This window comes from Ekhidna sp., assembly GCF_039960695.1.
Lineage (GTDB): Bacteria > Bacteroidota > Bacteroidia > Cytophagales > Cyclobacteriaceae > Ekhidna.
In genome coordinates, this window is the sequence record NZ_JBDVKP010000004.1 from 421,332 (window position 1) to 447,566 (window position 26,235).

Annotated in this window: 22 protein-coding genes; 13 read left to right on the forward strand and 9 right to left on the reverse strand. The window is 37.9% G+C overall.

Annotated elements, in window-relative coordinates; genetic code table 11:
- Positions 1-42: 42 nt before the first annotated feature.
- Positions 43-2,355, forward strand: a complete 2,313-nt coding sequence (ligD, locus tag ABJG98_RS02610) for a non-homologous end-joining DNA ligase (protein WP_348277904.1) — start codon at positions 43-45, stop codon at positions 2,353-2,355.
- Between the two features lie 108 nt (positions 2,356-2,463).
- Positions 2,464-2,847 carry a response regulator gene (locus ABJG98_RS02615; protein ID WP_348277905.1) on the forward strand — a complete coding sequence of 128 codons (384 nt, stop codon included), beginning with the start codon at positions 2,464-2,466 and terminating at the stop codon, positions 2,845-2,847.
- Here the strand turns inward: ABJG98_RS02615 and ABJG98_RS02620 are convergent.
- Complete coding sequence (locus ABJG98_RS02620) at positions 2,840-5,254, reverse strand: ATP-binding protein (RefSeq protein ID WP_348277906.1); 2,415 nt, start codon at positions 5,252-5,254, stop codon at positions 2,840-2,842. The two genes, ABJG98_RS02615 and ABJG98_RS02620, sit on opposite strands and share 8 nt — an antisense overlap.
- 36 nt (positions 5,255-5,290) lie before the next feature.
- On the opposite strand from ABJG98_RS02620, the gene holA reads away from it, so the two are divergent.
- The 8 genes from holA (at position 5,291) to ABJG98_RS02660 (ending at position 15,404) form a co-directional block, all read left to right on the forward strand.
- The gene (gene holA, locus ABJG98_RS02625; RefSeq protein ID WP_348277907.1) at positions 5,291-6,313 is read left to right on the forward strand and encodes a DNA polymerase III subunit delta; all 1,023 of its coding nucleotides are present in this window, start codon (positions 5,291-5,293) and stop codon (positions 6,311-6,313) included.
- 53 nt (positions 6,314-6,366) lie between these two features.
- A complete protein-coding gene (locus ABJG98_RS02630) occupies positions 6,367-9,300 on the forward strand; it encodes a tetratricopeptide repeat protein (RefSeq protein ID WP_348277908.1) in 2,934 nt (977 codons plus the stop codon).
- The gene (locus ABJG98_RS02635) at positions 9,301-10,956 is read left to right on the forward strand and encodes a hypothetical protein (RefSeq protein WP_348277909.1); all 1,656 of its coding nucleotides are present in this window, start codon (positions 9,301-9,303) and stop codon (positions 10,954-10,956) included.
- Positions 10,957-11,013: 57 nt separating this feature from the next.
- Entirely contained in the window at positions 11,014-12,252 is a 1,239-nt protein-coding gene (locus ABJG98_RS02640; protein WP_348277910.1) for a hypothetical protein, read from the forward strand.
- Positions 12,253-12,326: 74 nt separating this feature from the next.
- Positions 12,327-13,001, forward strand: coding sequence for a MotA/TolQ/ExbB proton channel family protein (locus ABJG98_RS02645; protein WP_348277911.1), 675 nt, complete (start codon positions 12,327-12,329; stop codon positions 12,999-13,001).
- The gene (locus ABJG98_RS02650; RefSeq protein WP_348277912.1) at positions 13,001-13,390 is read left to right on the forward strand and encodes a biopolymer transporter ExbD; all 390 of its coding nucleotides are present in this window, start codon (positions 13,001-13,003) and stop codon (positions 13,388-13,390) included. The genes ABJG98_RS02645 and ABJG98_RS02650 overlap by 1 nt, the downstream gene beginning before the upstream one ends.
- Positions 13,390-14,190 carry a hypothetical protein gene (locus ABJG98_RS02655; protein ID WP_348277913.1) on the forward strand — a complete coding sequence of 267 codons (801 nt, stop codon included), beginning with the start codon at positions 13,390-13,392 and terminating at the stop codon, positions 14,188-14,190. The genes ABJG98_RS02650 and ABJG98_RS02655 overlap by 1 nt, the downstream gene beginning before the upstream one ends.
- On the forward strand, positions 14,187-15,404 hold the full coding sequence (locus ABJG98_RS02660) for a folylpolyglutamate synthase/dihydrofolate synthase family protein (protein ID WP_348277914.1): 1,218 nt from the start codon (positions 14,187-14,189) through the stop codon (positions 15,402-15,404). Before ABJG98_RS02655 ends, ABJG98_RS02660 begins: the two co-directional genes overlap by 4 nt.
- Here ABJG98_RS02660 and ABJG98_RS02665 read toward each other — a convergent pair.
- Positions 15,401-15,928, reverse strand: a complete 528-nt coding sequence (locus ABJG98_RS02665; RefSeq protein ID WP_348277915.1) for a hypothetical protein — start codon at positions 15,926-15,928, stop codon at positions 15,401-15,403. The two genes, ABJG98_RS02660 and ABJG98_RS02665, sit on opposite strands and share 4 nt — an antisense overlap.
- A 32-nt stretch (positions 15,929-15,960) precedes the next feature.
- Here ABJG98_RS02665 and trmB point away from each other — a divergent pair, with 32 nt between their 5' ends.
- Complete coding sequence (gene trmB, locus ABJG98_RS02670) at positions 15,961-16,620, forward strand: tRNA (guanosine(46)-N7)-methyltransferase TrmB (protein ID WP_348277916.1); 660 nt, start codon at positions 15,961-15,963, stop codon at positions 16,618-16,620.
- On the opposite strand, the gene ABJG98_RS02675 is transcribed toward trmB, so the two are convergent.
- Genes ABJG98_RS02675 through ABJG98_RS02690 form a run of 4 tightly spaced genes read right to left on the reverse strand, consistent with a single transcriptional unit; the run spans position 16,617 to position 20,234 of the window.
- Positions 16,617-17,324, reverse strand: coding sequence for an NAD(P)H-dependent oxidoreductase (locus tag ABJG98_RS02675; RefSeq protein ID WP_348277917.1), 708 nt, complete (start codon positions 17,322-17,324; stop codon positions 16,617-16,619). The two genes, trmB and ABJG98_RS02675, sit on opposite strands and share 4 nt — an antisense overlap.
- Before the next feature lie 26 nt (positions 17,325-17,350).
- Positions 17,351-18,025 (reverse strand): LytTR family DNA-binding domain-containing protein, encoded by a 675-nt coding sequence (locus ABJG98_RS02680; RefSeq protein WP_348277918.1) that lies wholly within the window; start codon positions 18,023-18,025, stop codon positions 17,351-17,353.
- Positions 18,022-19,050, reverse strand: a complete 1,029-nt coding sequence (locus ABJG98_RS02685) for a histidine kinase (protein ID WP_348277919.1) — start codon at positions 19,048-19,050, stop codon at positions 18,022-18,024. The genes ABJG98_RS02680 and ABJG98_RS02685 overlap by 4 nt, the downstream gene beginning before the upstream one ends.
- 5 nt (positions 19,051-19,055) lie before the next feature.
- Entirely contained in the window at positions 19,056-20,234 is a 1,179-nt protein-coding gene (locus ABJG98_RS02690; protein WP_348277920.1) for an acyltransferase family protein, read from the reverse strand.
- A gap of 158 nt (positions 20,235-20,392) precedes the next feature.
- Here ABJG98_RS02690 and ABJG98_RS02695 point away from each other — a divergent pair, with 158 nt between their 5' ends.
- Positions 20,393-21,337, forward strand: a complete 945-nt coding sequence (locus tag ABJG98_RS02695; protein WP_348277921.1) for a hydrogen peroxide-inducible genes activator — start codon at positions 20,393-20,395, stop codon at positions 21,335-21,337.
- On the opposite strand, the gene ABJG98_RS02700 is transcribed toward ABJG98_RS02695, so the two are convergent.
- Complete coding sequence (locus ABJG98_RS02700; protein WP_348277922.1) at positions 21,338-21,844, reverse strand: 3'-5' exonuclease; 507 nt, start codon at positions 21,842-21,844, stop codon at positions 21,338-21,340. It lies immediately after the preceding gene.
- 195 nt (positions 21,845-22,039) lie between these two features.
- On the opposite strand from ABJG98_RS02700, the gene ABJG98_RS02705 reads away from it, so the two are divergent.
- The gene (locus tag ABJG98_RS02705; RefSeq protein WP_348277923.1) at positions 22,040-23,806 is read left to right on the forward strand and encodes an ATP-binding protein; all 1,767 of its coding nucleotides are present in this window, start codon (positions 22,040-22,042) and stop codon (positions 23,804-23,806) included.
- A gap of 7 nt (positions 23,807-23,813) precedes the next feature.
- Here the strand turns inward: ABJG98_RS02705 and ABJG98_RS02710 are convergent, their stop codons facing one another.
- Both ABJG98_RS02710 and ABJG98_RS02715 read right to left on the reverse strand, forming a co-directional pair.
- The gene (locus tag ABJG98_RS02710) at positions 23,814-24,596 is read right to left on the reverse strand and encodes a hypothetical protein (protein WP_348277924.1); all 783 of its coding nucleotides are present in this window, start codon (positions 24,594-24,596) and stop codon (positions 23,814-23,816) included.
- Positions 24,577-26,235, reverse strand: a complete 1,659-nt coding sequence (locus ABJG98_RS02715; protein ID WP_348277925.1) for a transcriptional regulator — start codon at positions 26,233-26,235, stop codon at positions 24,577-24,579. Before ABJG98_RS02715 ends, ABJG98_RS02710 begins: the two co-directional genes overlap by 20 nt.

The following is a 26,235-nucleotide window of genomic DNA, read 5'->3' on the forward strand; positions in this document are numbered from 1 at the left end:
TTTAGTTGATAAATCATTCTTCAAAGTATCTTCGAAAAGAAGATGGCCAAGCAGAAAATACACGCCGAAGTTGGAAAGCGAGTGATCGAACTCTCTAATCTGGATAAAGTTTTGTACCCGGAGGATGAGATTGTGAAAGCAGAGATCATCGAATATTACCTAAAACTGGCGCCAACCATACTTAATCATATTCGAGGCAGAGCGTTATCGCTCGTACGTTATCCTGATGGGATTTACGGAGAACAATTTTTTCAAAAACATCGCCCTGATTGGACACCTGATTGGATCGATTACAAGCGGTTGGGAAAGGAACGTAAGAAAGAATACGTGGTTGCTAAAGAAGAAGCTACTCTTGTTTGGCTTGCCAACCTTGCTTGCTTAGAGATTCATCAAATTCATAGCTTCTCTGAATTGAGTGATAAGCCAGATTATATCGTTTATGATCTGGATCCTCCGGAAGACGGATCGTTCCCGTTAGCGGACTTAAAAGATATTGCCTTTGCTTTGAAGGAGCATCTTGAGAGATTCAATTATCATGTATTTGTCAAGACGACAGGGGGTAAGGGTCTGCATTTACTTACACCGATTGAGGCTCGTTATTCATTTGAAGAGTGCTTTCAAGCAGCTAAAATGATTGCTTCAGATTTCATTAATAAAGACAACCGAACCACGCTACACATTAAGAAGGAGTCTAGAAAAGGCAGAGTATTGGTGGATATTTATCGCAATAGACCTTCACAAACCATTGTCTGTCCTTATAGCCTTCGTGGAAGACGCGGAGCTCCGGCATCCACGCCAATCACATGGGAGGAGCTTGAAGATCTCCATGACTTATCTCAATGGAATATAAAAACAACCTTAGATCGTGTCTTATGTGAAGGAGATGCCTGGGAGCAAATCAGAGGATGGGCGGTTCCGCTTCATACTGATAAGCGATCAATTCAGGCCAGGGAGCTGCCGCCAAACGATCGACATAAGACACCGGAGCAATTAGCTGATTATGAGAAGAAAAGGGACTTCAATAAGACGCCAGAACCGTTAACCTCGGAAAATGAAACGCCAGGTAGCCGATTCTGCATCCAGCGTCATCATGCCTCACACTTACACTATGATCTTCGATTGGAACAGGATGGCATCCTCAAATCTTGGGCAATACCGAGAGGCATGCCCCCGATGCCCGGTGTAAAGAGACTGGCAGTGCAGACTGAGGACCACCCACTTAAATACCTAACATTTGAAGGAGAGATCCCAAAGGGTGAATATGGTGGTGGTATGATGTGGGTATATGCTACAGGCAAGTATGAGATTACAAAAGAGAAAAAAGATGGGTTCTATTTTCGACTTTCCGGCAGACAACTCAGTGCAGAATATCGCATGCACTTAATGAAGGATAAGGAGTGGTTATTGGAGCGTGTAGATGTACCTCAGCAAAACCTGCTTGAACAAGTATTGAAACCGATGCTGGCGGATGCTTCCAAAAGAGTTCCAGTTGGTGAGTACTACTATGAGTTAAAGTGGGATGGCATTCGGGCACTTATTTATCTAAACGAGGGTCAGCTTAAAATTTATAGCAGAAATGGAAATGATATCACCGAACAGTTTCCAGAATTGAATGTACCAGAACAAGCTTTTAGAATAAACAATGCAATTTTTGATAGTGAAATAGTTTGCCTTGATTCAGAAGGACGAGCCAATTTCAAAAAAGTAATTAAACGTCTGATGAGCAAAAAGAACTTTGATTATGAATCAAAGCGATCCCCAGCTTATTGTTACCTATTTGATTGCCTATATCTAGACGGAAGATCACTTATGAATGATCCTCAAGATCGTAGAAGATGGTGGATGATTGATTCGGTACGTATAGGAGAAACCAACTATAGAGTCAGTCAAACCGAAGAGGATGGGAAAGCATTATTTGCAGCAACAAAAGCACATGGCATTGAAGGAATAGTTGCAAAAAGGATAGATGCAAAATACACTCCAGGAAGGCGAAACGATGCATGGATTAAGGTGAAAGTAAAAGAAACCATGGATTGTCAAATTATCGGATATACAAAGGGTGAAGGAGAGAGGGAGCGCTATTTTGGGTCGCTACAGCTTGCTGAAGAGCAGGACGGAAAACTTATTTATCGTGGTAGAGTAGGGACAGGTTTTGATGATGCCTTGCTTAAATCGCTCACCAAGCTATTTGTGGATTTCATTTCATCAGACAAGCCACTGGAAGCAGAAGCGCATGAAGAGAAGAAGACTGTTTGGCTAAAGCCAGAGTTACTTTGTGAAGTTGAATATTCTATGATCACTGATAATGGTACGTTTAGAGATCCTGTATTCAAAAAGCTTGTTGAGATCGATTGATCATAATCTTTAAACCATCAATCGAATATATATTTTCATCTCTTTGATAAGTCATTAAAATAGGCAATATTGTATGCTTATTTTCTACCCCAGCCGATGGAGAATGCAATGAAGAGAATCGTGTTGATAGATGATGACGCCACTACCAATTATCTAAATAAGTTGATAATTGAGCGTTCTGCGTTAGTTGACGAAGTGCTCACTTTCGACTCTGCGGAAGATGCCCTCAATTTTTTCAACCAAAACAATGATCCTTCTGACGAGGCACTAGTCCTTTTAGATATCAATATGCCAATCATGAATGGATGGCAGTTTCTTGATCAATACAGAGCAATGAGCACTGCGCAAGCAAATAAAATTGTAATGCTTACTTCTTCAATTAATCCGGCTGATAAACAACTAGCTGATGAAAAAAATGAGGTCGTTGATTATAAATCCAAACCTTTATCTGTTGATATGTTAAAAGATTTGGTGTCCTCATATTTTAACTGAGCGATGGGACATACTTTGGAAATTCAATTGTAAAGGCAGTTCCAATTCCCTCTTCACTTTCAACGTTAATGAGACCATTTAAGACATTGATTCTGTTTTTCACAATAAAAAGTCCAATGCCTCTTCCCTCTACATCAAGATGGTAGCGTTGATACATTTTAAATATTTTATCACCAAAACGGCCTAAGTCCATCCCACGGCCATTATCTGAAATTTTAATGTATTGTTTGAGTTCATCTTCGTAGCTATGTATTTTAACATGTAATCTTTTCTTGGGATCAGAAAATTTAATGCTATTCGAAATCAGGTGATAAATAGCATCTGATAAATATGATTTATAAGACTTTAACTTGACTACTTCTAAGTTCTGTTCGATCGTTACTTGATAAGATTTTATTTCATTCTTCAGAAGATCTATTACTTCCTTTATTAATCGCTCCAATGACAATACTCTAAAGTCGGCAGGGACAGGATCATTTTCATTTAGAATAATGCTGAGTTCCTTTATCACCCGATCTACACGATTAGATGAATCAGCAATTCGAGATATGATTTCTTTTGATTCCCCATTTGATTCGAGATTATCGTCTTTAAGAATTTCAGAAAGACCAATGATTTGGGTTAGTGGTTCTCTGAGGTTGTGACTAATGACACTATTGAACTCCTGAAGACTTTTATTTCTGGTTCTCAACTTTTTAATAAGCTCAACTTTTTCCAATTCAAGAATATTTCCTCGCTTCTTCGCGATCGCCACAACTATCAAATCAGCAAGTGATGCAACATAGCGTTGTTCATGAACGTCCCATTCTCTGACCTTATTTTTTGTCATTGTGAATGAAATAAAACCAGTAAAATCACCATCAATAAGAATTGGACCATTCAGGATGGATTCAATACCAAATGGTTTGAAATACTTCTCATAAATATTAGAGAGTCTTCTTTCCTTACTAGCATTTGTAACGGCCACCGTCCTATTGGACATAAATTCTTCAAAAAACTCTACATAATCACTTCTGTCAAATGTAGTAGGTGGAATCTTTGTTGCACTTCTACTTTCCGCAATTGAATGGAGACTAATGGAGTTTTCCTTTTCATCTAAAACCCAATACGTGGCACGATCACAATGAAGAATTTCTTGTGAAACGGAAAGTAATTGACCTAGAAAACTATCAAGACTAAAATTGCTTTCATTTAATTTTTTGGATAAAGACAAAAGCGTTTGAGTGAATCTCGATTCATTCTCTGCTTCTTTCGTGGCCTTCTGTCGCATTCTATATTGATAAGATGCTATAGCTAATCCAAAGACTATTAAGAATGCCAAAGTGATTACTATTAGTCGCGCATCTTCCTCGGCCTGTCTTTGCAAACCCTCTTGACGTAGAAGTTCATTTTCAGCATTTATCAACTCTGATTGTAAGGCAGACTTGATTTTACCCACATTCGAAATAAATTCTGCATTCCTAATGCTATCTCCCAGGTTTTTATGCCGTTCTAAATAGATAGCTGCATTATTTATTTCTGATCTCTCTAAATAGAAATTGTAAAGTTTGTCATATACATCATTCAATAGATCATTCGCCTCATTTCTTTTAGCTAATTGCTCAGTCTTACCCCAATAGTACAAAGCGCTATCTGGAATATTTACTGCATCAGAATTAAAGTAACTACCCATTTTTAGATAAGATCGTATTGCCCCTCTTTGATGTTTGGCTATCAATCGAATGTTGATTGATTTTCGCATCAGATTAATGGCTTTGAGCCAATCTTTTTGAAGGAAAGCACACTCAGCTAATCCATAGTAGCCGTAGCCCTGCCCCCTAAAATGGTTAGCTACTATTGCATTGTTCAGGCACTTACTGAAATATTCTTCTGCTTTGATTATATCACCTTGCATCAAGCTCACCTCTCCTAAGTTGGAGTAAATAATTACCGGTTGGTATTGGCTTATTTTTTCGATTGCGAGTGAGAGGGCTCGATTGAAATACTTGAGACTGGAATCATAAACCTCTTTTCTCCGATACAATTCTCCTATGTTATTATTAAGCCGTACGTACTCGAGCGGATATCTTTCAGGGTTGTAATTCATCGCTTCTAAGTAGTATGAAAGAGCCTGATCTGGCATGCCTATGATAAGAAAGCTATTACCCTTGATAGTTACTGCTCGAATAATTCCTCTTTCATAGTTGAGATCTTTGGCAACAGATATAGCGAGGTTTATGTAATAAATAGACTCTTGCTGGTCAGACATACTAAGTCGGAATGCAATGTCATTAGCCACCGTAACATAGGTTGTATCTCTCAAGTCAAGCCGTGATAAGACAGCCTGTAGACTGTCAATTTTATCTTGCTGAGCGATTAATTGGTGGCTACTCAGGCCAATAATTAAAAGAAATAGAAATTTCCGCATTATAATTTTCTAAGGTAGCCTTTACCTTTGAAAAATATGGCATCAGATTATACTGAAATCCTAAAGGATATTAAGAGCGGCACATTCGCTCCAGTTTATTTTCTTCAAGGTGAAGAAACATTCTTCATCGATAATATTATTGAAAACATTGAGACTTTAGCATTGGATGAAAGCCAGCGAAGCTTTAATCAGATCATACTTTATGGAAAAGATACCAGCCTGACAGATGTCATTGGGGCTGCTCGTAGCTATCCAATGATGGGGGAGCGCCAGGTAGTTATTGTGAAAGAAGCTCAGGAAATGCGTGATTGGACCAAAGATGATAAACAAACTTTGGTGATCAACTACCTTGAAAACCCGTTGGCAAGCACCATTTTGGTGTTTGGGTATAAGTATAAGTCTGTAGATAAACGCACGAAGTTTGGAAAGGTAATTGAGAAGAATTCGGTCTTTCTAAACGCAAAGAAGCTTTATGATAATCAGGTTCCGGATTGGATTAGATCCTTTTGCAAGGCAAAAAGTGTTAAAATCGATGATGGAGCTGTAATGATGCTGTCAGAGAATATTGGCAACAATCTGCAGCGATTGGCAAATGAAGTAGAGAAGCTATTACTTAATGTAAAAAAGGGCCAGGAGATTGACTCAGCAATGGTCCAACGTTATGTTGGTATAAGTAAAGACTACAACATATTTGAACTTCAAAAGGCATTGAGTGCTATGAACAAGCTTAAAGCCCATAAGATTGCCGATTATTTTGCTTCGAACCCAGGTAATAATCCCCTCGTTTTGACGATTTATAGCTTGTTTTCATATTTCAGTAAACTTTTGCTTATTCATCATGCGGAAAATAAAAACGATAAGGCAATTGCATCGTTAATTGGAGTCAATCCCTTTTTTGTTAAAGAATATTTACAAGCAGCACGAAATTATCCGATTCATAAAGTGGCTCAAAATATCAAGCATTTGCATGAAGCAGATATGCAATCAAAGGGAATTGGATATGCTACAAAAAAAGAAGGTCCTGTTTTAACAGAATTGGTATATAAATTGATGAACTAATACAATTTCAAATTAAATATTCGTTCCACTTGATGGTCAAAAACTATTCAACATTGAGAAAATACCTTGTTTTAATCTTTGGGATTTCACTTCATCTATCTGCCGCGCAAAATTCAATTACCAGTGATTCATTCTCAGGGCTTTCAGCTTTTGAAAGTTTTCAGGCTAGAAAATATCAAAGTGTCATCGGAAGTCTGAAGTCGAAAGAGAATAAATCGAAGGATGAGGAAATACTCCTACTACTCAGCGAGTTAAAAACTGGTAATGGAGATGGGGAGCGAATTGAAAAATGGTTGTCTGATAATCCGAAACATCCTATAAAGCCATTAGTAAGTTATCACATCGGAGAATATTTCTTCTATGCAGATGACACAATAAAGAGTGAAAAGTATTTATCTGGTGTGACGGCTACAGATCTTACCAAAAATGATCAAGCATCCTTCGGCTATGTCTATGGTTTATTAAAGCTTAATGAAGCCAATTATAAAAGTGCCAAAAATCTGTTTCAATTTTCACGTAAAAGTGGATTTGATCAAATCAAAAAGCTAGACTATTATGAAGGCTTTGCAGCCTATCATTTGGGAACTAGAGATGAGGCTTTAGTATATTTTGAAAAGGTCAAAGACTCTCAAGAGTTTGGTAATTCTGCTAAATTCTTCATCGCGAAAATGAAGCTTGAGAATAAAGAAGCTGAAGAAGTCATCGCCATGACGCAGAGTGAACTTTCGGATGAAAAGACCTTGACAAATTCAGGGTTTCATCAGTTGATTGGTGAAGCTTATGCCCTTAAAGATCAAGCAGCCAAAGCAGATGCCTTTTTTGAACGTGCAATTGAGTTGCATCCATCTAAACCTTCTGCCGCTTTATACTATCAGGCTGGCGTTTCTAAGTTTAAAATTGGCAATGAAGACTTAGCAATTCAGTTTTTAACTGAATCAGGTTTACAAGGAGGTGAGTATGCACAGTTGAGTGCATTTCAATTAGGAAGGCTCTTCTTGAAGAAGAAAGATTATGAAAAGGCTCTGAGTGCCTATGTGGAAGCGTCAGTATCAAAAGATGAAGTAATCAAAGAAGAATCATATTTCCAGACAGCCAGTATCAATGCGAAATTGGAGCAGTATGCACAAGCTATTAGCTATGCGATTGACTACTTAAGCTTTTTTAAAGACTCTCCAAGGCGTGAAGCCATGCAGAACTTAATTGCGCAATCCTATTTAAGGACATCTAACTATGATCTTGCCATTGACCACTTAAACAAGGTTGGAGAACTTAATGCAACACAAAAGGCAGTTTATCAGAAGGTGACCTATCAGAAAGCAGTTCTGTCATTTAATGATGGCAGATTCGCTGAAGCAGATAATTGGTTTAGACAATCTCTAAAACACACTACAGATCAGTCGCTAAAAAACAGTTCATATTATCATTTAGCTGAAATCGCAATGCGAAATAATCGATACGATGACGCAATTAGTAATTATAAGAAGCAATCTACCTTAAATGCAATCACTCATTATGGAATTGGGTATGCATTCTACAACAAGCAACAATACATGGAAGCACTTCCTCATTTTAGAAGTGCTGGACAGGTCTCAGACCTGAGCACACAGAATGACGCCAAAGTACGTCTGGCAGACTGCTTGTACGCTACAAAATCATATCAGTCAGCTTTCAATATATACAAAGAACTTTCCGGTAAACTAAGTTCTCCCTATTTGACTTTTCAAAAAGGTATGGCATTAAAGAATATGGGGCAGGGAGTTGATGCAATTAGCACGTTTAAAACCCTGTTTACAGATAGTAGATATGCAGCACAGGCAACGTTTCAATCGGGGATGATTCAATTTGAATCAGCGAATTTCGCGTCTGCAGACTCCTATTTTTCACAAGTTGTTGATAACCATCCGACTTCTCAATATTTAGTAGAGTCATTATTGAATAGAGGAGTTTCTAAAAAGAATCTGGGTGATTTGGAAAATGCCAAATCTGATTATGAAACAATTTTAAAAAACCACCTTGCTTCTGATATAGCCATAAACGCAATTTTAGGCCTTCAAGAACTTCAACAGGCTGGAACAGAAGTCAAAAATCTGGATCAATACATCGATCAGTATAAAAAGACCAATCCTGAAAGTGGAAGTTTAGAGGTGATTGAGTTTGAAGCAGCCAAACGGCTATATTTTGATTTTTCATATCAAAAAGCAGCTAAATCATTTGAAAAATACTTAAAAGATTATCCTTCTAGCAGCAATAAAATTGAAGCTAAATACTACCAAGCTGATTCATACTATAGAATAGAAGAATTGGAAAATGCAAAACCAGTTTTTGATGACTTAAAGTTTATCAGAAATCCGCTGACAGGTAGAATTTTGAATCGACTAGGTGAAATCAACAAGAGGCTAGACCTTCCAAAAGAAGCCGAAGAAGCTTACAAGTTATTGATTGATCTAAATCTGAGCACTAAGGACACCTACAATGCAAGACAGGGATTAATGCTCCTTTATTTCAAAATTAAACGATTCAGTGACGCAATTGTGGCTGCCGATGAAATCATAAGTTCCGATTGGAAACCGCTTAATGCTGAACAAGATGCCATTTTAATCAAAGCAAAGAGCTGGTTTCAGCTCGGGAATATTGAAAATGCTAGGATAAACTTCGAATTGTTAGCTACTGGACAAGATGCAAATGGAGCAGAATCGAATTATTATCTGGGACAATTGGCTTATAAAAACGGCGAATACAAGAAATCTCTTGATTTACTTTTTAACCTAAATTCAAATTACGGAAGTTATACACAATGGGTGGACCAATCCTATCTATTAATCGCTAGAAACTACATTGAATTGAACGAATTATTCCAAGCAAAAGCTACTTTAAGATCTATCATTCAACACTCTAATAATGAGACTATTAAGCAAGAATCAAATATACTTTTAATAGAAATTGAACAGAATTCTATTCAATCTGATTCAACTCAAATCAAGGACTAAATGAGGATAATATTAATATTGGCATTCGTGATTACAAACCTGAGCCTTTGGGCGCAGGGTGATAGTACCAAAACTCAGGGAGAGATTATTACCGGAGAGATTGTTATTGAAAAAGACAATAAAATTCTTCTTCCTCAAGCGGATAAAATCTATATCAGAAGTACACCCAAAAACTTTACCAGTCAACCGGTGGAAATAAGCTTTCAAGTAAATGAACCATCATTCCAGTGGCCTGATTATAAATCAGAGGTCCCCTTTAAGTCATTGAAAGAAAGCTATCCCAAAGAAAATTATCAGAACTACGTAAAACTGGGATATGGCAATTATAGCTCACCACTATTTGAGGCAGGTCTCTTCAAAACTTTCGGTGCTTTTGATACTCAAGCAAAGCTTTTTTATGAAAGCTTCAAATCCGGGCCGATTAATGGAGATAATAGTGGCAGTGCAGCAGGAGGAGTTGATCTTGCAGCAACATATAAAAAAGAGTTATTCTCAATTACGCCAGCAATATCATTCAAAAACAGCCAATATAGTTTTTACGGCAATTCCGATAGATTCAATAGCGGTTTTGACACAAGCGATCCTGATGAAATCTCTTTAAACGAATTTTCATTCAACGTGGAGTTAGCTGGTGGCAAAGATGATGTTCGATATACACTGAAGCCTTCAGTGGTTAGTACCAATCAAAATTTAACTGGTCAGTCAGGCCTTAATGAAGAAACCGATCTGGGAATTTCAGGTTCATTAGACTATAAAATAGATGACGCATTTAAAACAGGTTTTAATGTAGACGCTAATATGGCGTCATACAGTGGAGGTCTTAAAATAGACCGGTCTTTGATCAATATTAATCCATGGCTTACACATTCAAGAGATAACCTCAGTATTACGGCAGGTTTCCAAATTTCATCGGGTAAAGTTGGAGACAATTCTAAAACAGGCTTTTATCCCAATGCAAGGGTTAATTATGGTTTAAACAATAAATGGTCAGTTTATGGGCTGCTTTCGGGAGGACAGACATGGAACAATCTAGGCCAATTGATAAATGAGAACCAATTTCTGGATGATTCTTTGGCCATTGTTCAGTCTGAATATACGCTTCAGTTTGGGGGCGGATTCAAAGGAACACCTATAAAAAACGTCCTATTAGATGCAAGTTTGATTTACAGCTCTGTAGAAGGTTTACCTTTTTATATACCATCATCTTCAGATTCATCCAGATATACTTTGGCATATGATACCGAATCAGTAGGTGTTGTCACACTGCAAGCTGGTCTTTCTTTCATGCCCAATACTACAAGCACATATGGAGTAAACATTGAAATAAATGGATATTCTATGGAATCACTTGATCGACCATGGCATAAACCAGCCTATGTATTTAAGGCTTTTACAAGCCATAATATTCAAGAGAAATTGATTGTTTCTGCTTATTTAACAAGTATGGGAGGCATACGAGGACCTGCTAACGTAGATTTTGGGTATGTCAAGCTCCCGGCATTCACAGATTTAGGATTAGGTGCCAAATACTTAATTACTGCAAGGGCATCTGCATTCATTGACGTTAATAATTTGTTGAATAGCGAATACGAACGATATTTGGGGTACCCAACTAGAGGAATTACATTCAAACTAGGAGGTCAGTACCGTTTCTGATATTTTATTTCCTAGTATTGAATTTTATTTTATCTTGGTTCGGTCAAAAAACATACTATGGCTAAAGACGAAAACACCAACGACAAAGACCAGGACGATTTCTTCGGAGATGATGAAGATTTCGGTTTGCCGGAATTAGATTATGAGGCATTAGATGACGATGATGATTCCTCAGAAGAGGAAGAAAGCAAATCAGAGGAACCTACTGCTGAAGAAACGCCCGAAGAATCAAAAGAAGAGGAAGTGTCCGCTGAGGATGAATCTTCTTTTGAAGAAGAGTCAATGGATGATGAAGAGATTCCTGATCAAATTTCAGATGAAGAATTAGAAGCTTCTTTTGAAGATGATGATTCAATGGATGATGCGTTCGATGATGACAGCTCAATAGATGATGCGTTTGACGATGATGGTTCGGACGATGCGTTTGAGGACGATAGTTCAATGGACGATGCGTTTGATGAAGCCGGTGCAGATGATGCGAGTGCAGATGAAGCATCTGATAAAGGTGATTCAGATGAGACTATGGAGGATTTCTATGAAGAAGAATCGTTTGATGATTTTGATGCTACATCCTCTGATTCTGATGAAAGTGGTGAAGAGGTCCCAGATTCAGTATTTGACAGTGATGTCTTAGATGAAGATGAGTTCGCTCAATTCGAGAAAGAGCTAATGGATACAGAAGAGGAAAAAGTAGCCGATATGGATACTTATCAATCTGATTATTCTGACGCACCAACTGAAAGTAAAAGCAAATTTGCAAAAGTAGTAATCATTGGCATAGTGATTTTCGCCGCATTGGGAGCTATTTTTTGGTTTATGTCACCTTTAGGTGGAGGTGAGGAAGCAAAACCTATAGCTGAGAAAAACACACCTAAACCTGCTACTACAACACCAGAAAAGAAGCCAGAAGAAAAACCTGCTGCTACTGAAACAGAAACAGAAACACAAAAGCCTGCGAATAATACAAGTAATCAACCTAAATCAAATACACCAACAAATAGACCAGCAGCTAAGCCTACGACTGTTGCTGCTACTCCCGGCACTGTAAATTCATTAAGTCAAAGAACAGGAAACTTCTATATAGTTGTTGGAAGCTTTTTGGACGGTGATATGGCCATGGATTATGCAACAAAACTCTCAGGCCAAGGCAAGAGCCCTTCAATTATACCTCCGTTTGGTAATGCTGTTACTCATCGGGTGGCTATAGCTGGATATGGCTCTTTGGCTGAATCACAACAAGCTGTGGGTGGTTTCAAAGCTGAATACGGTAATGATATTTGGATTTTAAGGTACTAGACACTAATCCAAGAGATAATACGTTCAGTTTGTTTGAATGGTAATTCGTTCAATTAACTCAATAAAAAGAACATATGCTTATTAGTGTTATGCAAGACCCTATACTCGAGGGTTTAGAATCAGAAGAAACAATCTCATTATTGGAACTCCTGACAAATGGAGGCTACATGATGATACCCATCCTTCTATTGTGGATGGTGGCAATCTACATTTTCGTTGAGCGCACGCGAACCTTAAGTGCTGCAGCAAAAACGCCTGAGTCCTTTAAAGATCAAATCCGTTCACTAGTAATTTCAGGAGATATAAATGGAGCTATGATGCTTTGCAGTAAAACTGAAACACCTGTGGCTCGCATGATTGAAAAAGGAATCAGCAGAATTGGTAATCCTCTTAAAAACATTGAGGTCAGTATTGAGAATGTTGGAAAACTTGAAATCTATCGCTTAGAGAAGAATTTGAACTTGCTGGCTACTATTTCTGGTGCCGCACCAATGATCGGGTTTTTAGGAACCGTCACAGGGATGATTCAAGCATTCATTGCAATAGCGCAGGAAGAAGGAGCAGTAAGTCCGAAATTGCTCTCTTCTGGCATTTATGAGGCTATGATCACTACAGCGGCTGGTCTATTTGTTGGGATTTTAGCGTATTTAGGGTACAATTACCTTGTCTCGAAAGTTGGAAAAGTCATCCATACCATGGAGTCCAACGTTATCGACTTTATAGATCTACTACAGGAACCTAAAAAGTAATGGATTTAAAATCTAAACATAAGGTGGATGCAAACTTTAGCATGTCATCGATGACGGATATTATATTCCTGTTGTTGATCTTTTTCATGCTCACTGCTTCGTTTATCACACCTTCCGGACTTCCAGTGAATTTACCTTCCTCCAAGTCCTCAGAGATCGTTATGCAAAAAGTGAGTGTGACAATCACTAAAAATTTAAGCTATTTCGTGAATAATCAGCGAGTGAATCGATCTTCGCTGGAATCCGTTTTAAGAAGTAACCTTTCAGGCAATGAAGGAATAGTAGTGCTTCACTGTGATGCTTCAGTGCCTGTAGAAAGATTGGTCGAAGTAGCGGGCATAGCTACAGCACTAAAAGCTAAAGTTTCAATTGCAACGAAACCAGAGTGATGGACGAAAGAGAAAAGAAAGAAGAACAAAACAAACGGATCGGTTGGCTAACCTCAATTGGTGTTCAGTTGTTGTTGCTTATTCTGTTCTATTTCATTGTCGCATGGAGAGAGCCTTTTCCGCCCATTCCAGAATATGGAATAGAACTGGGGTTCACTACATCTGCTGGAGCAGCAGCAACCTCATCTCCATCGCAGCAAGCACCTCAAACCAATGAAGTACCTGATGAAACTCAGCATGAGCAAAGCAATGCCGAACCTGTGCAGGAAATATTAGACGCTGAGGAAAGTGTGCAAGAGGAAGCAATAGCTAATGAAGTACAATCTCCGGTGAAAGTTGAAGAGTCTAAACCTGCGGAGCTCAAACCAGTAGAAGAAAAACAGGAAGTTGACTCGAGAGCTGTGATGACACCTTCAGAAACAGATTCTAATGAATCCAGCGATAATCCTTCGGATGGAAAGACAGAAGAAAAAGAAGTTGATCAGCGCGCAATCTATGGAAGTCAAGGTACAAATACCGGAGATTCAGAAGGTGCCAATTTAGCACTTTCGGGTTGGGTTTGGGATAAGAAACCAGAACCAGATGATCAGTCAAGTCAGTCTGGGAAGATCGTGTATAAGATAGTAGTGGATGGAGATGGATATCTGGTAAAAATAGAAACCATTACATCAACTGTTTCTCCCGTTGTTGAGAGAAAATATAGGCAAGCCGTCGAAAAACTTACTTTTAGTAAGACGGCAGATTATAAGACCGCACCGGTCTCTTCCGGTACAATTACTTTTATTATCAAATCTAAATGACGTATTCTGATACGCTCGAGTATTTATATGCTCGATTACCAATGTATCAGCGGGTAGGCCAAGCGGCCTATAAGAAAGATCTGACGAATACAAATAGGTTGATGAGATACCTCAATGAACCTCACACTAAATTCAAAAGTGTACACATCGCGGGTACTAATGGTAAGGGTACCTCGGCCCATAGTATAGCTGCCATATTACAATCTGCCGGTTATAAAACAGGGCTATATACTTCGCCTCATCTTAAAACCTTCACTGAACGAATACGAATAGATGGAGATAATATTTCAGAATCGAAGGTGATTGAATTTGTTGAAAGGATTAAGCCTGCAATTGAAGAAATAGAACCATCCTTTTTTGAGATAACAGTGGCCATGGCATTTGATTACTTCGCAAATGAAAAAGTAGATATAGCTATCATAGAAACAGGACTAGGTGGTAGATTAGATAGCACCAATGTGATTAAGCCAGAAGTTAGCCTGATTACGAATATAGGGTTTGATCATACCGATATGTTGGGAAATACTTTAGCTGAGATTGCTCGAGAAAAAGCAGGCATTATAAAAGATAGAATTCCAGTAGTCATAGGCACAATCCAACCTGAGACTATGCCTGTATTTAAGGAAGTAGCTTCCACACTAAATGCCCCATTGATAGAAGCTGGAGCATCCGATTGGACTCCAAAAAGTCTAGCTCCAAATTACTTAACTAAGAATTACCCTGGCATAGTAGCGGTAATCGAGACATTGAAAAAGGAGGGATGGCAAATTCATGAGAAACATATAGATGTCGGTATTGAGAATGTAAATGAACTCACTGGCCTTAAAGGAAGACTACAAGTTTTGGAAGAAAAACCAATGATAATTGCAGATGTGAGTCATAATGTCGATGGGATGAAGGTACTATTTGACCAAGTGGCGGGACTTTGTAAAGGGACTTTACACCTTGTCTTTGGAACCGTTAAGGATAAAGACCTAAAACCTATTTTTATGAGTTTCCCCAAAATGAGTAAAATCTACTGGACTGAGTCAAATGTACCCAGATCGTTGATTGTGGAGGAACTTGCCATCCAAGGTGTGGTAAATGGAATAGAAGGGGAGTGCTTCAAAAACGTAAATCAAGCCATCAGTCATGCAAAGCAAAAGGTGCAACCAGATGATTTAATATTAATCACAGGAAGCACCTTTGTGGTAGCGGAAATTGAAGAACTTTAGTCTTCGCCTAGATGTAAATGATGGACGTGTTCGTCGATCAAATCAATCTGTTTTGTAATCTCAACTACATATTTCTTCAACTCAGTTTCTAAAGCCTTTACCTCAGCCTTATATTCTGATCCTCCTGCCGCACCAAGATTCTTCTCAATATCATTGTAAGTGTTGCATTCCTGGTGAATAAATCGTCTAAATGATTTGGTTGTATAATCGCTCTCTAATTTTTCTATATCATCAAGTGTAGCCTTTGCTTCTTTATCACCATTGGCATTAAATTTTCTGGTTACAATACCATACAGCAGCGTGTCATAATGATGAATCTTATCGAGCATTGAAATGATTTTTTTTCTGTACTGAGATTCACCGCAAAAACTGCCCAAGCCTGCATAAGTTTGCAGCGTCTTTGCTTCATTATCCCAATTAATAGTGAGGTCATCAATAGCCTTCACTACATCTGTTTCATTTTCCTGTGAAAACGAAAAATAGGTGATGAAGCAAAAGACAAATGTTAGAAGTGTAGATTTCATGGTTGATAAGGATTTACTAGATCAAATAAAAATTGGCAAAAAAAAATAAGTTAACGAAGTTTTCCGAAAACATGGCAAGTAAAAATGTCATAGAACCCGGAAAAGAAAATTTCGAATCAATTCATGGTAAATGGAATGAATTCTTTGGTAATGATAATGAAATAGTCATTGAGTTGGCATGTGGCTGGGGAGAATACACCATTTCATTAGCTGAAAAATTTCCAAACAAAAACTTTATAGGAATTGACCTAAAGGGCGATAGAATATGGAAAGGCAGTCAATATGCACAAAAAAATGACATGTATAACGTAGCCTTTCTTCGCGCACATATCGTCGAAATACTAAAGTCATTTGATGAGAATGAGCTTGATGAAATCTGGCTAACCTTCCCAGACCCAAGACCTAAAGAAAGGGATGAAAAACACAGGCTCTGCAACAAAAGTTTTCTTGAAAAATATGAGCAAATACTAAAGCCTGATGGATGGTTTAGATTCAAAACAGACAATACGGAACTTTTCGAATACGGCCTCCAGGTACTTACTGAGTTTGACATCAAAGATCATGAGTTCACATTTGATCTATACAACTCACCATTGCTAGAAGAGCATCATGGAATCAAAACCAAGTATGAACGTATTTGGACTGAGAAAGGAGAGAAGATCAAATACATGAAGTTCAGATTTTCGAATTAGCGATACTCAGGATTTTCAAAGTTCCACCGCGTACCATCGTCCCAGTCTTTTCTAGAATTTCCGTATGCAGGATAACCCCCGTTATCAAGCATTTCAGCTAAGTGCATAAGATTATATGTCATGAACGTGGTGTTTCTATTGGTAAAAGCATTCTCAAATGCCTTCGATTCCTTATCCATGTAACTAGGTCCAGGTCCAGCTTCACCAATCCAACCACAATCTGCTTGAGGTGGAATGGAATAACCAAGATGCTGAAGAGCATATAAAGTACTCATTGCACAATGCTTAATACCATCTTCATTTCCTGTGATCACACAACCGCCGACTTTACCATAATAGATGTATTGGCCTTTAGCATTTTGATCACCGCTCATGGCGTACAAGCGTTCAATGAGTTTGGTTGCAACTGACGATTTCTCTCCAAGCCATATAGGTGTACCAATTACCAGTATATTGGCCTTTTGTACCTTCTTATAGATTGCTGGCCACGCATCATTTTCTGCTCCGTGTTCGGTCATATCGGGATAAACTCCGTAGGCGACATCATGATCAACAAATCGAATAGATTCTACTTTCACACCTTCTTTTCGCATTATATCCATGGATACATCCATAAGACCTTGTGTGTGACTTTGACGAGGCGATCGCTTAAGTGTGCAATTGATAAAAAGTGCTGATAGTTTGGAGAAATCTGGTTTACTCATAATTTAGGGTTATTATTCTAAGTTAACTAATCCCCTAGAATAGTGTTTAACGCACCCGAACGATGTGATCTGCTTATCGGGAGTTTGACATTTTGTATCAAAACCTGATTGCCTTCTATGGCACTGACCCGACTATTATTAACAATATACTGTTTATGAATTTGAGAAAAATTTGATTTTGGAAGTAGGTCAAAAATTGATTTCAGCGTGTTATGAGTGATGAGTCTTTTGCTGGCACAATGAATAATCACATAATTCTGCATCGACTCTAAATAGAGGATGTCATTAAACTTAACTCGTTCCATTCTTTTATCTGTTTTCACAAAAAAAGAATCGTTTTGTTCTTTAAAGAATGATTTTGCTCTTTCGGTAGCTTTCAGAAATCGATCAAACGAGATTGGTTTCATGAGATAGTCTAGCACATCGAGTTCAAAACCTTCCAAAGCATATTGATCATACGCTGTGGTGAAGATCACTTTGGGTGGATGTTTCAGGTTTTTAATAAGCTCTAGTCCGGTTAGGTGAGGCATTTCGATATCTAAAAACAATAAATCTGGGTTCAACGCTTCCATTTCTGAAAGCAAATCAATCGCGGAGTTGAATTCTCCCATGCAATTGAGATAAGGAATCTTAGCTATATAGCCGACTATTCCAGCACGTGCAAGGGGTTCATCATCTACTACACAACAACTGATGTTCATTTAGCTGGTAATTTTAATTCTATACAATATTCTTCATTCTTCTCCGAAATATTAAGCTCGTGATCGTTTGGATAGAGTAGTTCTAAGCGTCGTTTGAGATTCTTTATGCCAATACCATTGCTATCTGAAGTATGTCGAATATCTCGCTTGCTGTTGCGTACTTTAAAGATCAAATATCCCTTCTTTGCATAAGCAATTATCTCAATTACGGGTTTAGTCCCCTCTACATATTTAAATGCATTCTCCACTAATGGAATTAACAGGTGTGGATATATTTTTCCGGTTAACATTTCATATTCAGTTAATAGTTGCAATGCATCATCTTTTCGCGTTTTATGCACTTCAGCATATAGATTTATAAAATCAATTTCCTGCTGTATATCAACTAACTTTTGCTGATCTTGATACAAACTGTATCTAAGTAGTTCAGATAACTTCTCTACACTTTTTTTGGCATCTGGGACGCTTTTGTCCATCAGAAAATAGATGTTATTGAGGCCATTAAATAGAAAATGGGGACTGAATTGCTCTTTGAGAAAATTCAACTCTGAATTTAAGCGATCATTCTCGACCTTCTGCAACTTCATTTTGCTACTTATAAATTCCTTGACATAAAAGTCACCTCTTCGGATAGCAAAGTATAAAACTATGTATAAGGTTGGGATAATATTAATTTGAACAAAATCGCTAAGAGATAATCCATCGTCTGTAACTGCCGCCATCGGGATAATGGTACAATTAACTACCAGGAGAGCTATTCCAATGACTCTCAACAACTCCTTCCCAAATCGCTTGATTGTAACTTCACTTGCATCTTTTACAAAGTATTTACGCTCCTGAGTACGAATAATGTATGTGAAAATATAGCCAACCAATATGACACACGAGAACTCTATAACATTGATAATCAATGGGCGTTCCCAAAATTTAAAGCCCTTACCCATTGTGTCGTTGACAATGCGTAAGGTGCCATAAATGATAAATCCATAGATCGCAGGAAATATTTTACTCCAAAGTGAATGCATAATTATTAAGCTGCCTTGTATTCTGCTCGCTCTTCCAATTTAGTAAAGTCTTTTTTCTTCGACTTTGCCTGCAGCTCCTTTACACCGAACAGGAATCGCATAATTCGAAATGGACGGATCAGGTATTCGTACCCTGCTACTGAAAGAATGAAGCTTGCGGTACTTACGAATATGTATTTAGCAAGTATGCCTTCATCAACCAGAGTGACAATGTAGTATCCAATGATTATGATAATCGTTTGATGTAGGATGTAGAATGGATAGATGGCCTGATTGGCATATGCCAGAATTGGGTGATTCTTGTTTAAATATTTCTTACCAAATGAGAGCATCGACAGTAACCATAGCCAGCCTGATATTGGGAGTAAAGCCAGATACGCTATTTCGGTAAAACCTTCAATATCCAATCGATTCCACCTGAAATAATTTAATATTATGGTGGATAAAAGGGCTAAACCAATGAGGGTTCTGGTGTCCTTTTCGATTCTCTGCCACATGCTTGGTGCAATACCAGCGAAATAGCCTGCCAAAAAGAAACTAGCCCAGTAGCTCATCCAGCCCCAATCACCAATAAGCGCATTGGTTCTGTTGGTGTATACAGTGAAGCACGTGTAAACAATTACAGAAGGCACAATTAAGATCAAATAAGTAATCGAGCTATGTTTATTGATAAGCTCATTTATATAATCGCGTACTTTGCTTCTCTTTAGTACCAGGAATATTGGTAATAAAACTGCTGAGTAAATAAACAAGTATAAAACAAACCACATGTGATGCCAGGATAAACTTCCTTCCGGATAAGGTATCATTTGGAAAATTGTAGGCCAAAATTCTGCATAGCTAAACGTGGCTCCATTAAATACTCGCTCAAAGTATACTTGTGGCGGCACCACCACAATCATTGCAAATAGAAGTGGTATGACCAATCGATTGTGACGCTCTTTTAAATACCTTAATGGTGAACGCTTTCTCAAGGCGAGAAAAGTACCATAGCCTGAAATGAAAAAGAGCAACGGCATTCTGAATCGACTCAGCCAGAAGTTAAATTCTAGCCACAAGTAGCTAAGCTCGTCGTTTTTAATGTGCCAATCCCACTCGGCGGTAAAGATCATTGCTGTATGAAAATACAGGACCAATATTATTGCAATAATCCGTAGCCAGTCAATGTCATGTCTTCGTTCCATAATATTCGTTTTTATGTTTCGAAGATTGACCACACTATTTGTGGTGAGAAATTATATTGATGACTTGCTTAAAAATGTTGATGAATGACTTTGGCTTTAGCTACAATGAAAGGTAATATGATATATTTATGACTTATTCGTTTTGATTTAATTTACTTATGAACCTCCTGCAATTAGAATATGCTTTAGCATTAGAAAAATTAGGGTCATTCACCAGAGCAGCTCACGCGCTCAATATGACTCAACCCGCTTTGAGTCTGCAAATCAAAAACCTTGAAAATGAAATAGGAATATCACTTTTTGATCGTTCTAGATCACGAATAGAACCAACAGAACAAGGACTAAAATTCCTCCTGAAAGCTGGAGAAATAGTGATGGCTGGCAAGCAGCTAAAAGAGTACGCCATTACTCTTGCAAACCAATTTGGTGGAGAAATAAAGCTGGGTATAATTCCAACGCTATCACCCTATCTGGTTCCTTTATTTCTGGACCAACTACTTAATCAATATCCAGAATTATCATTGGAGATACATGAGCTTTTGACAGAAGAAATACTCCAAAAAATAAGACTAGGCGATCTGGATGGAGGTATTATTTCAACACCACTTGCGAGACAGGGTATTACTGTTTCACCGCTTTTTTATGAATCATTCTACATGTATCATAACTATGAAGATGGTATTCATGCAAAATCATTGAAAGTATCAAACCTGGATTTAAAAAACTTATGGCTCTTGGAAGAGGGTAATTGCTTTAGAGATCAGGTTAGCGACATTTGCTCATTGAGAAATGAGAAAGCATATGCACAAATCTCCTACCACTGTAGTTCCATAGATTCACTGATTCGAATGGTTGACCATCAGGGTGGTACAACTATTCTACCGGAGCTAACAACTTTATGCCTTGATTCTGATCAAGAACAAAATCTGATTTTACTGGAAGACAAAGTTCGAGAGGTTGGGTTTGTTACTCGAAAACTAACAGGTAAGGAACACTTATTTGAAATTATAAATGAAAAGATAATCGAAAGTGTACCGGCCCCTATGCGTGAGAAGCGTGGGAGAGAGGTGGTAGATCCTGGCATCCAGGAAGGATGGAAATGACTAGAAAAGCGAGCCGGTTTTTGGTAATGCTTGTCTTTTCAAGTGCTTTAAATACAACTCAGCGCAAGCGTTTGCGTCGCTCAAAGCATCGTGATGATTCAAAGGGATTTTGTATTTTTTACTTAGGTAAGCTAGGCCTCTACGATAGATAACCCGTGTACAGCGAACTTCAAAATGCGGCTGGACAATATCGTAATAGGCCAAGGCATTCTGCAGGCAATTGACATCAAATGCAGCATTATGTGCCACTACTACCTGATCTTCAATCAAATGCTTGAAATCAAACCAAACCTCCTCGAAAGGTGGAGCGTTAAGCGTATCTTCTGGCTTGATTCCATGAACCTCAATGTTTTTATAGAAGTACTCATTTTTTGGTGGTTGTACCAGCTCATTTACTCTTTCAGTTACGATTCCGTCTTCAACCCGAACAAGGCCAACTTGACAAATACTTGCTGGATTCCATGTAGCAGTTTCAAAATCAAGCGCTGAAAAAGATTCTAAAGACATGTTTTAAAATTACTGTTTAGGAACATATTTTTTGCTGTTTTTAGTATTTAGGCCCTAAGTCTTAACGTTTGAGAGCAGACATTCATCCAATTCTTGATATACTTCGTAGTTTATCTAATTACCAATAGTTTCAAAGTGAGTATTTTGAGGCATAAGATTTCTAATTTTTATTAGAGTTGACTACCGCTAAAATTCATGTTTAAGAGGATCAGCATATTTCTTGTCTTTGTAAGTTTAGCTCTACTGCTTCATGCCAATGGAGATAGTTGGGAGAAGATTCTACGTGATAAAAAAGGTGTTGTAGAATTCTATTGGTATCCCAATAATATTGTAATTGAAAATTCTTTAGATATTATTGATGGTGTTGAACACGATCTGGCCAACGCATTTATCGGGTTTATCAATGAAACGTATGGTGTGGAAATTGAAATGCAATGGATAGAGACTGATAGTTTTGGCGAAGTGCTGGAAACGATAAAAAATGGCAAAGGAGGCACATTTGGATCATCATCAATTTCTATCACACCAGATAGGAGAAAGCTATTCAACTTTACGCCACCATACTTAGCTGATGTAGCCGTATTAATTACAAACGCTAATTTGCCGATAGCTCTTACAGATGATGAGCTAAGGAAGATTTTAAATGGAAGTACAGCTATATCTATCACAAACACTACACTGATACAATCTCTTGAAAACTTAAAAAAAGAGCTCTCAATTGAATTTGAAATAGAAGTCGTAAGAAACAGCGGCAATATCATTAAGAAAATCGGTGAAGAGTCTAATAGCTTTGGCTACATCGATATTGCAAACTTTTTGGTTGCCATAGAAAGTAATACTTCAGTAAGACGCCAGTTTTATTTTCCAGTAAAACTCGAAGGATTAGCAATGATCTTTCCCAAAGAAAGCGATTGGTCTGAGCCTGTAAATGTCTATTTTAAGAGCGAACAATTTCAAAATGATAAACGCAAAATCATTGAAAAATACCTTGGAGCAAATGCTACTGGGATAATTGAGCAAATATCAAAGTCTGCGGAAATTGGGCCATTAGAAGAGATTGTACTTTCCAACAGGGAAAAGGAATCGCAATATGAACAACTATTAGATGCTGCGCGTAGAGATCAGGATTCAGAACGCTTAACCATCATACTTGTTTCCATCATCATTGTTGGCTTAGTTATTCTCTTTTTACTTTTAGCTCTGTATCGAATCAAATCACAAAACACGAACAGATTACTTGAGCAACAACGGTTAGTTGAGGACACAAACAATAAGTTAAGAGGTCTAAACGAAGAGAAAAATAATCTTATTCAAGTGCTGGCACATGACCTTAGATCACCACTATCAAACATCTTAAACGGCGCACAAATTATTGAATCAAATGAAAAACTAAGTGACCAGGGGAATACACTGTTGGGGTTTATACTTCAGTCATCTGAAAAGATGCGTTCATTGATTGATAAAATACTTGATGTAGACGCTATTGAAACCGGTAAGCATAACATCAATTTGGAAAAGCTAAATGTGGAAGGCGTGATTGAACAAGTGCTAAAAGACAACCGGTCAAAAGCCAAAGGAAAATCAATTACATTGGCTAAAAATCTCGAAATTGGATTGTATGTAAAAGCTGATAAAGTCTACACTGCCCAGATTCTTGATAACCTTATTTCTAATGCGATAAAGTACAGTAAAGAAAAGTCTACTATTGAAGTGTCCACTAGTTCTGTTGGCAGAATGACAAGGATATCGGTCACAGATCAAGGGCCTGGACTCACGGAAGAGGATAAAATAAAATTGTTTAAGAAATATCAAAGACTAAGTGCAAAACCGACACAGGGAGAAGCTTCCATTGGTCTTGGATTGTCTATTGTAAAGCTCTTCACTGAAAGGATGGGAGGGACGGTCTCTTTTGATACACAGCTAGGAGTTGGGACTACATTTCATGTAGATCTTCAAAATTGAATCCCGATCAATGACCAATCTCTATTTGATCACACGTTCCAACAAAAGGGACGCCGGTAGAGTGAAATGCATAAGTTATTAATCCAACGTACACTGCAGATTCGAAAGCAGGAGCATTTCCGGGCAAAGTTCCTGTCTCGTTATAAAGCGTCCAATTATCTGCTTGATTTGAGCTGAGATTTGGTTGTTGCCAATACACTACGATCGTTCGATCTTCCATACCTACAATCCGAATATCCGCACGACCAGTAGGAACTGTATTTGCACCAATATCATTGACAGATGAAGATCCATTGAGTGTATTTTTGCCTTCAATAGTAAAACCAGTAGGCCCGCGATGACCAACGACAACATGCGATGAATTTGGTGAACTCAGGTCTAAAACATGAACTTGTACACCACAAAAATTGTAAGGCTCATTTTCATGTCCTGGAGATTCTTGTGAATTGTCAATCGTTCCTATTCCGATATTTCTAGCGATGAATTCAAATGGAAAAACGACACGTTTTGCATCTAATCGTCCTTGATCTTCATTGAAATGTAGCGTAACATTATTGGTGTTTTCGGTAAGCTCTGCTCGATACTTCCCGCCGATCTGTACGACATTAGGAAGAGCAGCTTCATTATTGACAACATAGTCTTCCAATTCTCCACTTCCATTGAATGAATCTATAAAAACATCTTCATCATCCTGATCATCTTCAATTGGTTGAGGATGATCACCTCCGGAAGAACATGAGATCGTGAGAACGAGAGCTACTAGATAGAAATTACTTTTGAATTTTGTCATATAGATTTGGCTGGGGCTTTTCAAACTGGATGAGGAAGTCGATTAGGTTGTCTTCCGTTTTTAGTCCGAGCTTTTTGCGTAACCTATAGCGCGCAGTTTTTACACTATCGGCTGCAATACCTAAAATCTTAGCCGATTCCTTTAGGTTCATGTTCAACCTCAGGAGTGCACACAGTTTCAATTCTGCATTACTGATATCAGGATATGCACGTTTTAAATCTTGGAAGAAACCATCATGCATTTGGTCGAATGTGATTTGGAAGGTTTTCCATTCTTCATCAGACCTAAACGTATTGTCCACAATTCTATTAATACGCGTAAGTTCCTTGTTGGTGCTGATATCTGAATTTTTCTTCAACTCATTAATTTGTGCTTTCAGCTCTTCCATCAACTGGTTTTTTTGCAAAAAACTCATTGTATAAGAAGCTATTTCTTTGTTCTTGACATTGATCTCATCAGACATTTTTTGGAATTGCAGTTGTGAAATGACCTTGTCTTTCTTCCTTTTCTGATAACTGTAAAAGATGAGTAATATGGCTATGAGTATGACGGCCGCTACTCCGATTATGAGCATATTTTTTATGCCTTCATCGATAGCTTTTTGCTTCTCCAACTCAGCAAGTAATCTCTCTCTCTTTGCAGTTTCATACTTGATATTTAGCTCCTCTATTTGCTCATTTATTTCAGCATTTCGCAATTCTTTGTCGATAGCAACTTCTTTTGAGGAGTACTCCAAAGCTGTTTTGTAATCGTTTCTTCGCTTATATAATTCAACTGAATACTGATAAACCCATTGTTCAATTACTTTAAAGTCATGCTTTTGTGCAAGTTTAAGAGCTACATCAAGATGCACCTTTGCTTTAACTAATTGTCCAAGAAAGATTAGCGTTCTTCCCATATTGGCATTAATAGTTGCATATAACCTATTATCTGTACCTTCTTCCAAATAAGCTAGCGCAGAGCTTAAATTATCTTGGGCTATTACAGCATCTTCTCTTTCAGTGTCAGATCCTTTTTCTAGAAAGAGAAGTGCTATGTTATTATATGTTCTAGCTATTCCAACTGAATCATACATCGCTTTTCTTAGCGCCATCACTTCTTTGTAATAATAGAAGGCCGAATCCCGCTTATGTGTCCTTCTGTATGCTACTGCCAGATTATTAAGCACCTTGGCCAGATTAGATGAATCACCTAATGAACGTATTATTTTTTCGCTTGCGAAATAATACGTCTTTCCTCGTTCAGTTTGATCTAAGTCATCGTAGATGATACCAATATTCATATTAATTATCGCCATTCCACGTTGGTTGTTCAGCAAATCATAATACTTAAGAGCGTTCAGGTAATATTCAATCGCGACTGTGTAGTTATCTCGCGCCCAATGTGAAACTCCTAATACATGATTGGCTCTTGCAATTCCAAGATCAGAATCCCATTCTATTGCCTTTTGGAGTGCCAATTGAGCTATCCGTTCAGTTATAATTGGGTATGTATTATAAAGTGAGAAAGCAGTATCGCATAGCCAGACAACAGTCTCCTCAGATTTTGCTTTTGTCTTGAGCTGTTCCTTAATTTCATCAATTTGAGCGTAGGTGGTAATACTTAATGCGCACCAAACAATAAATAAGAATTTTTTCAT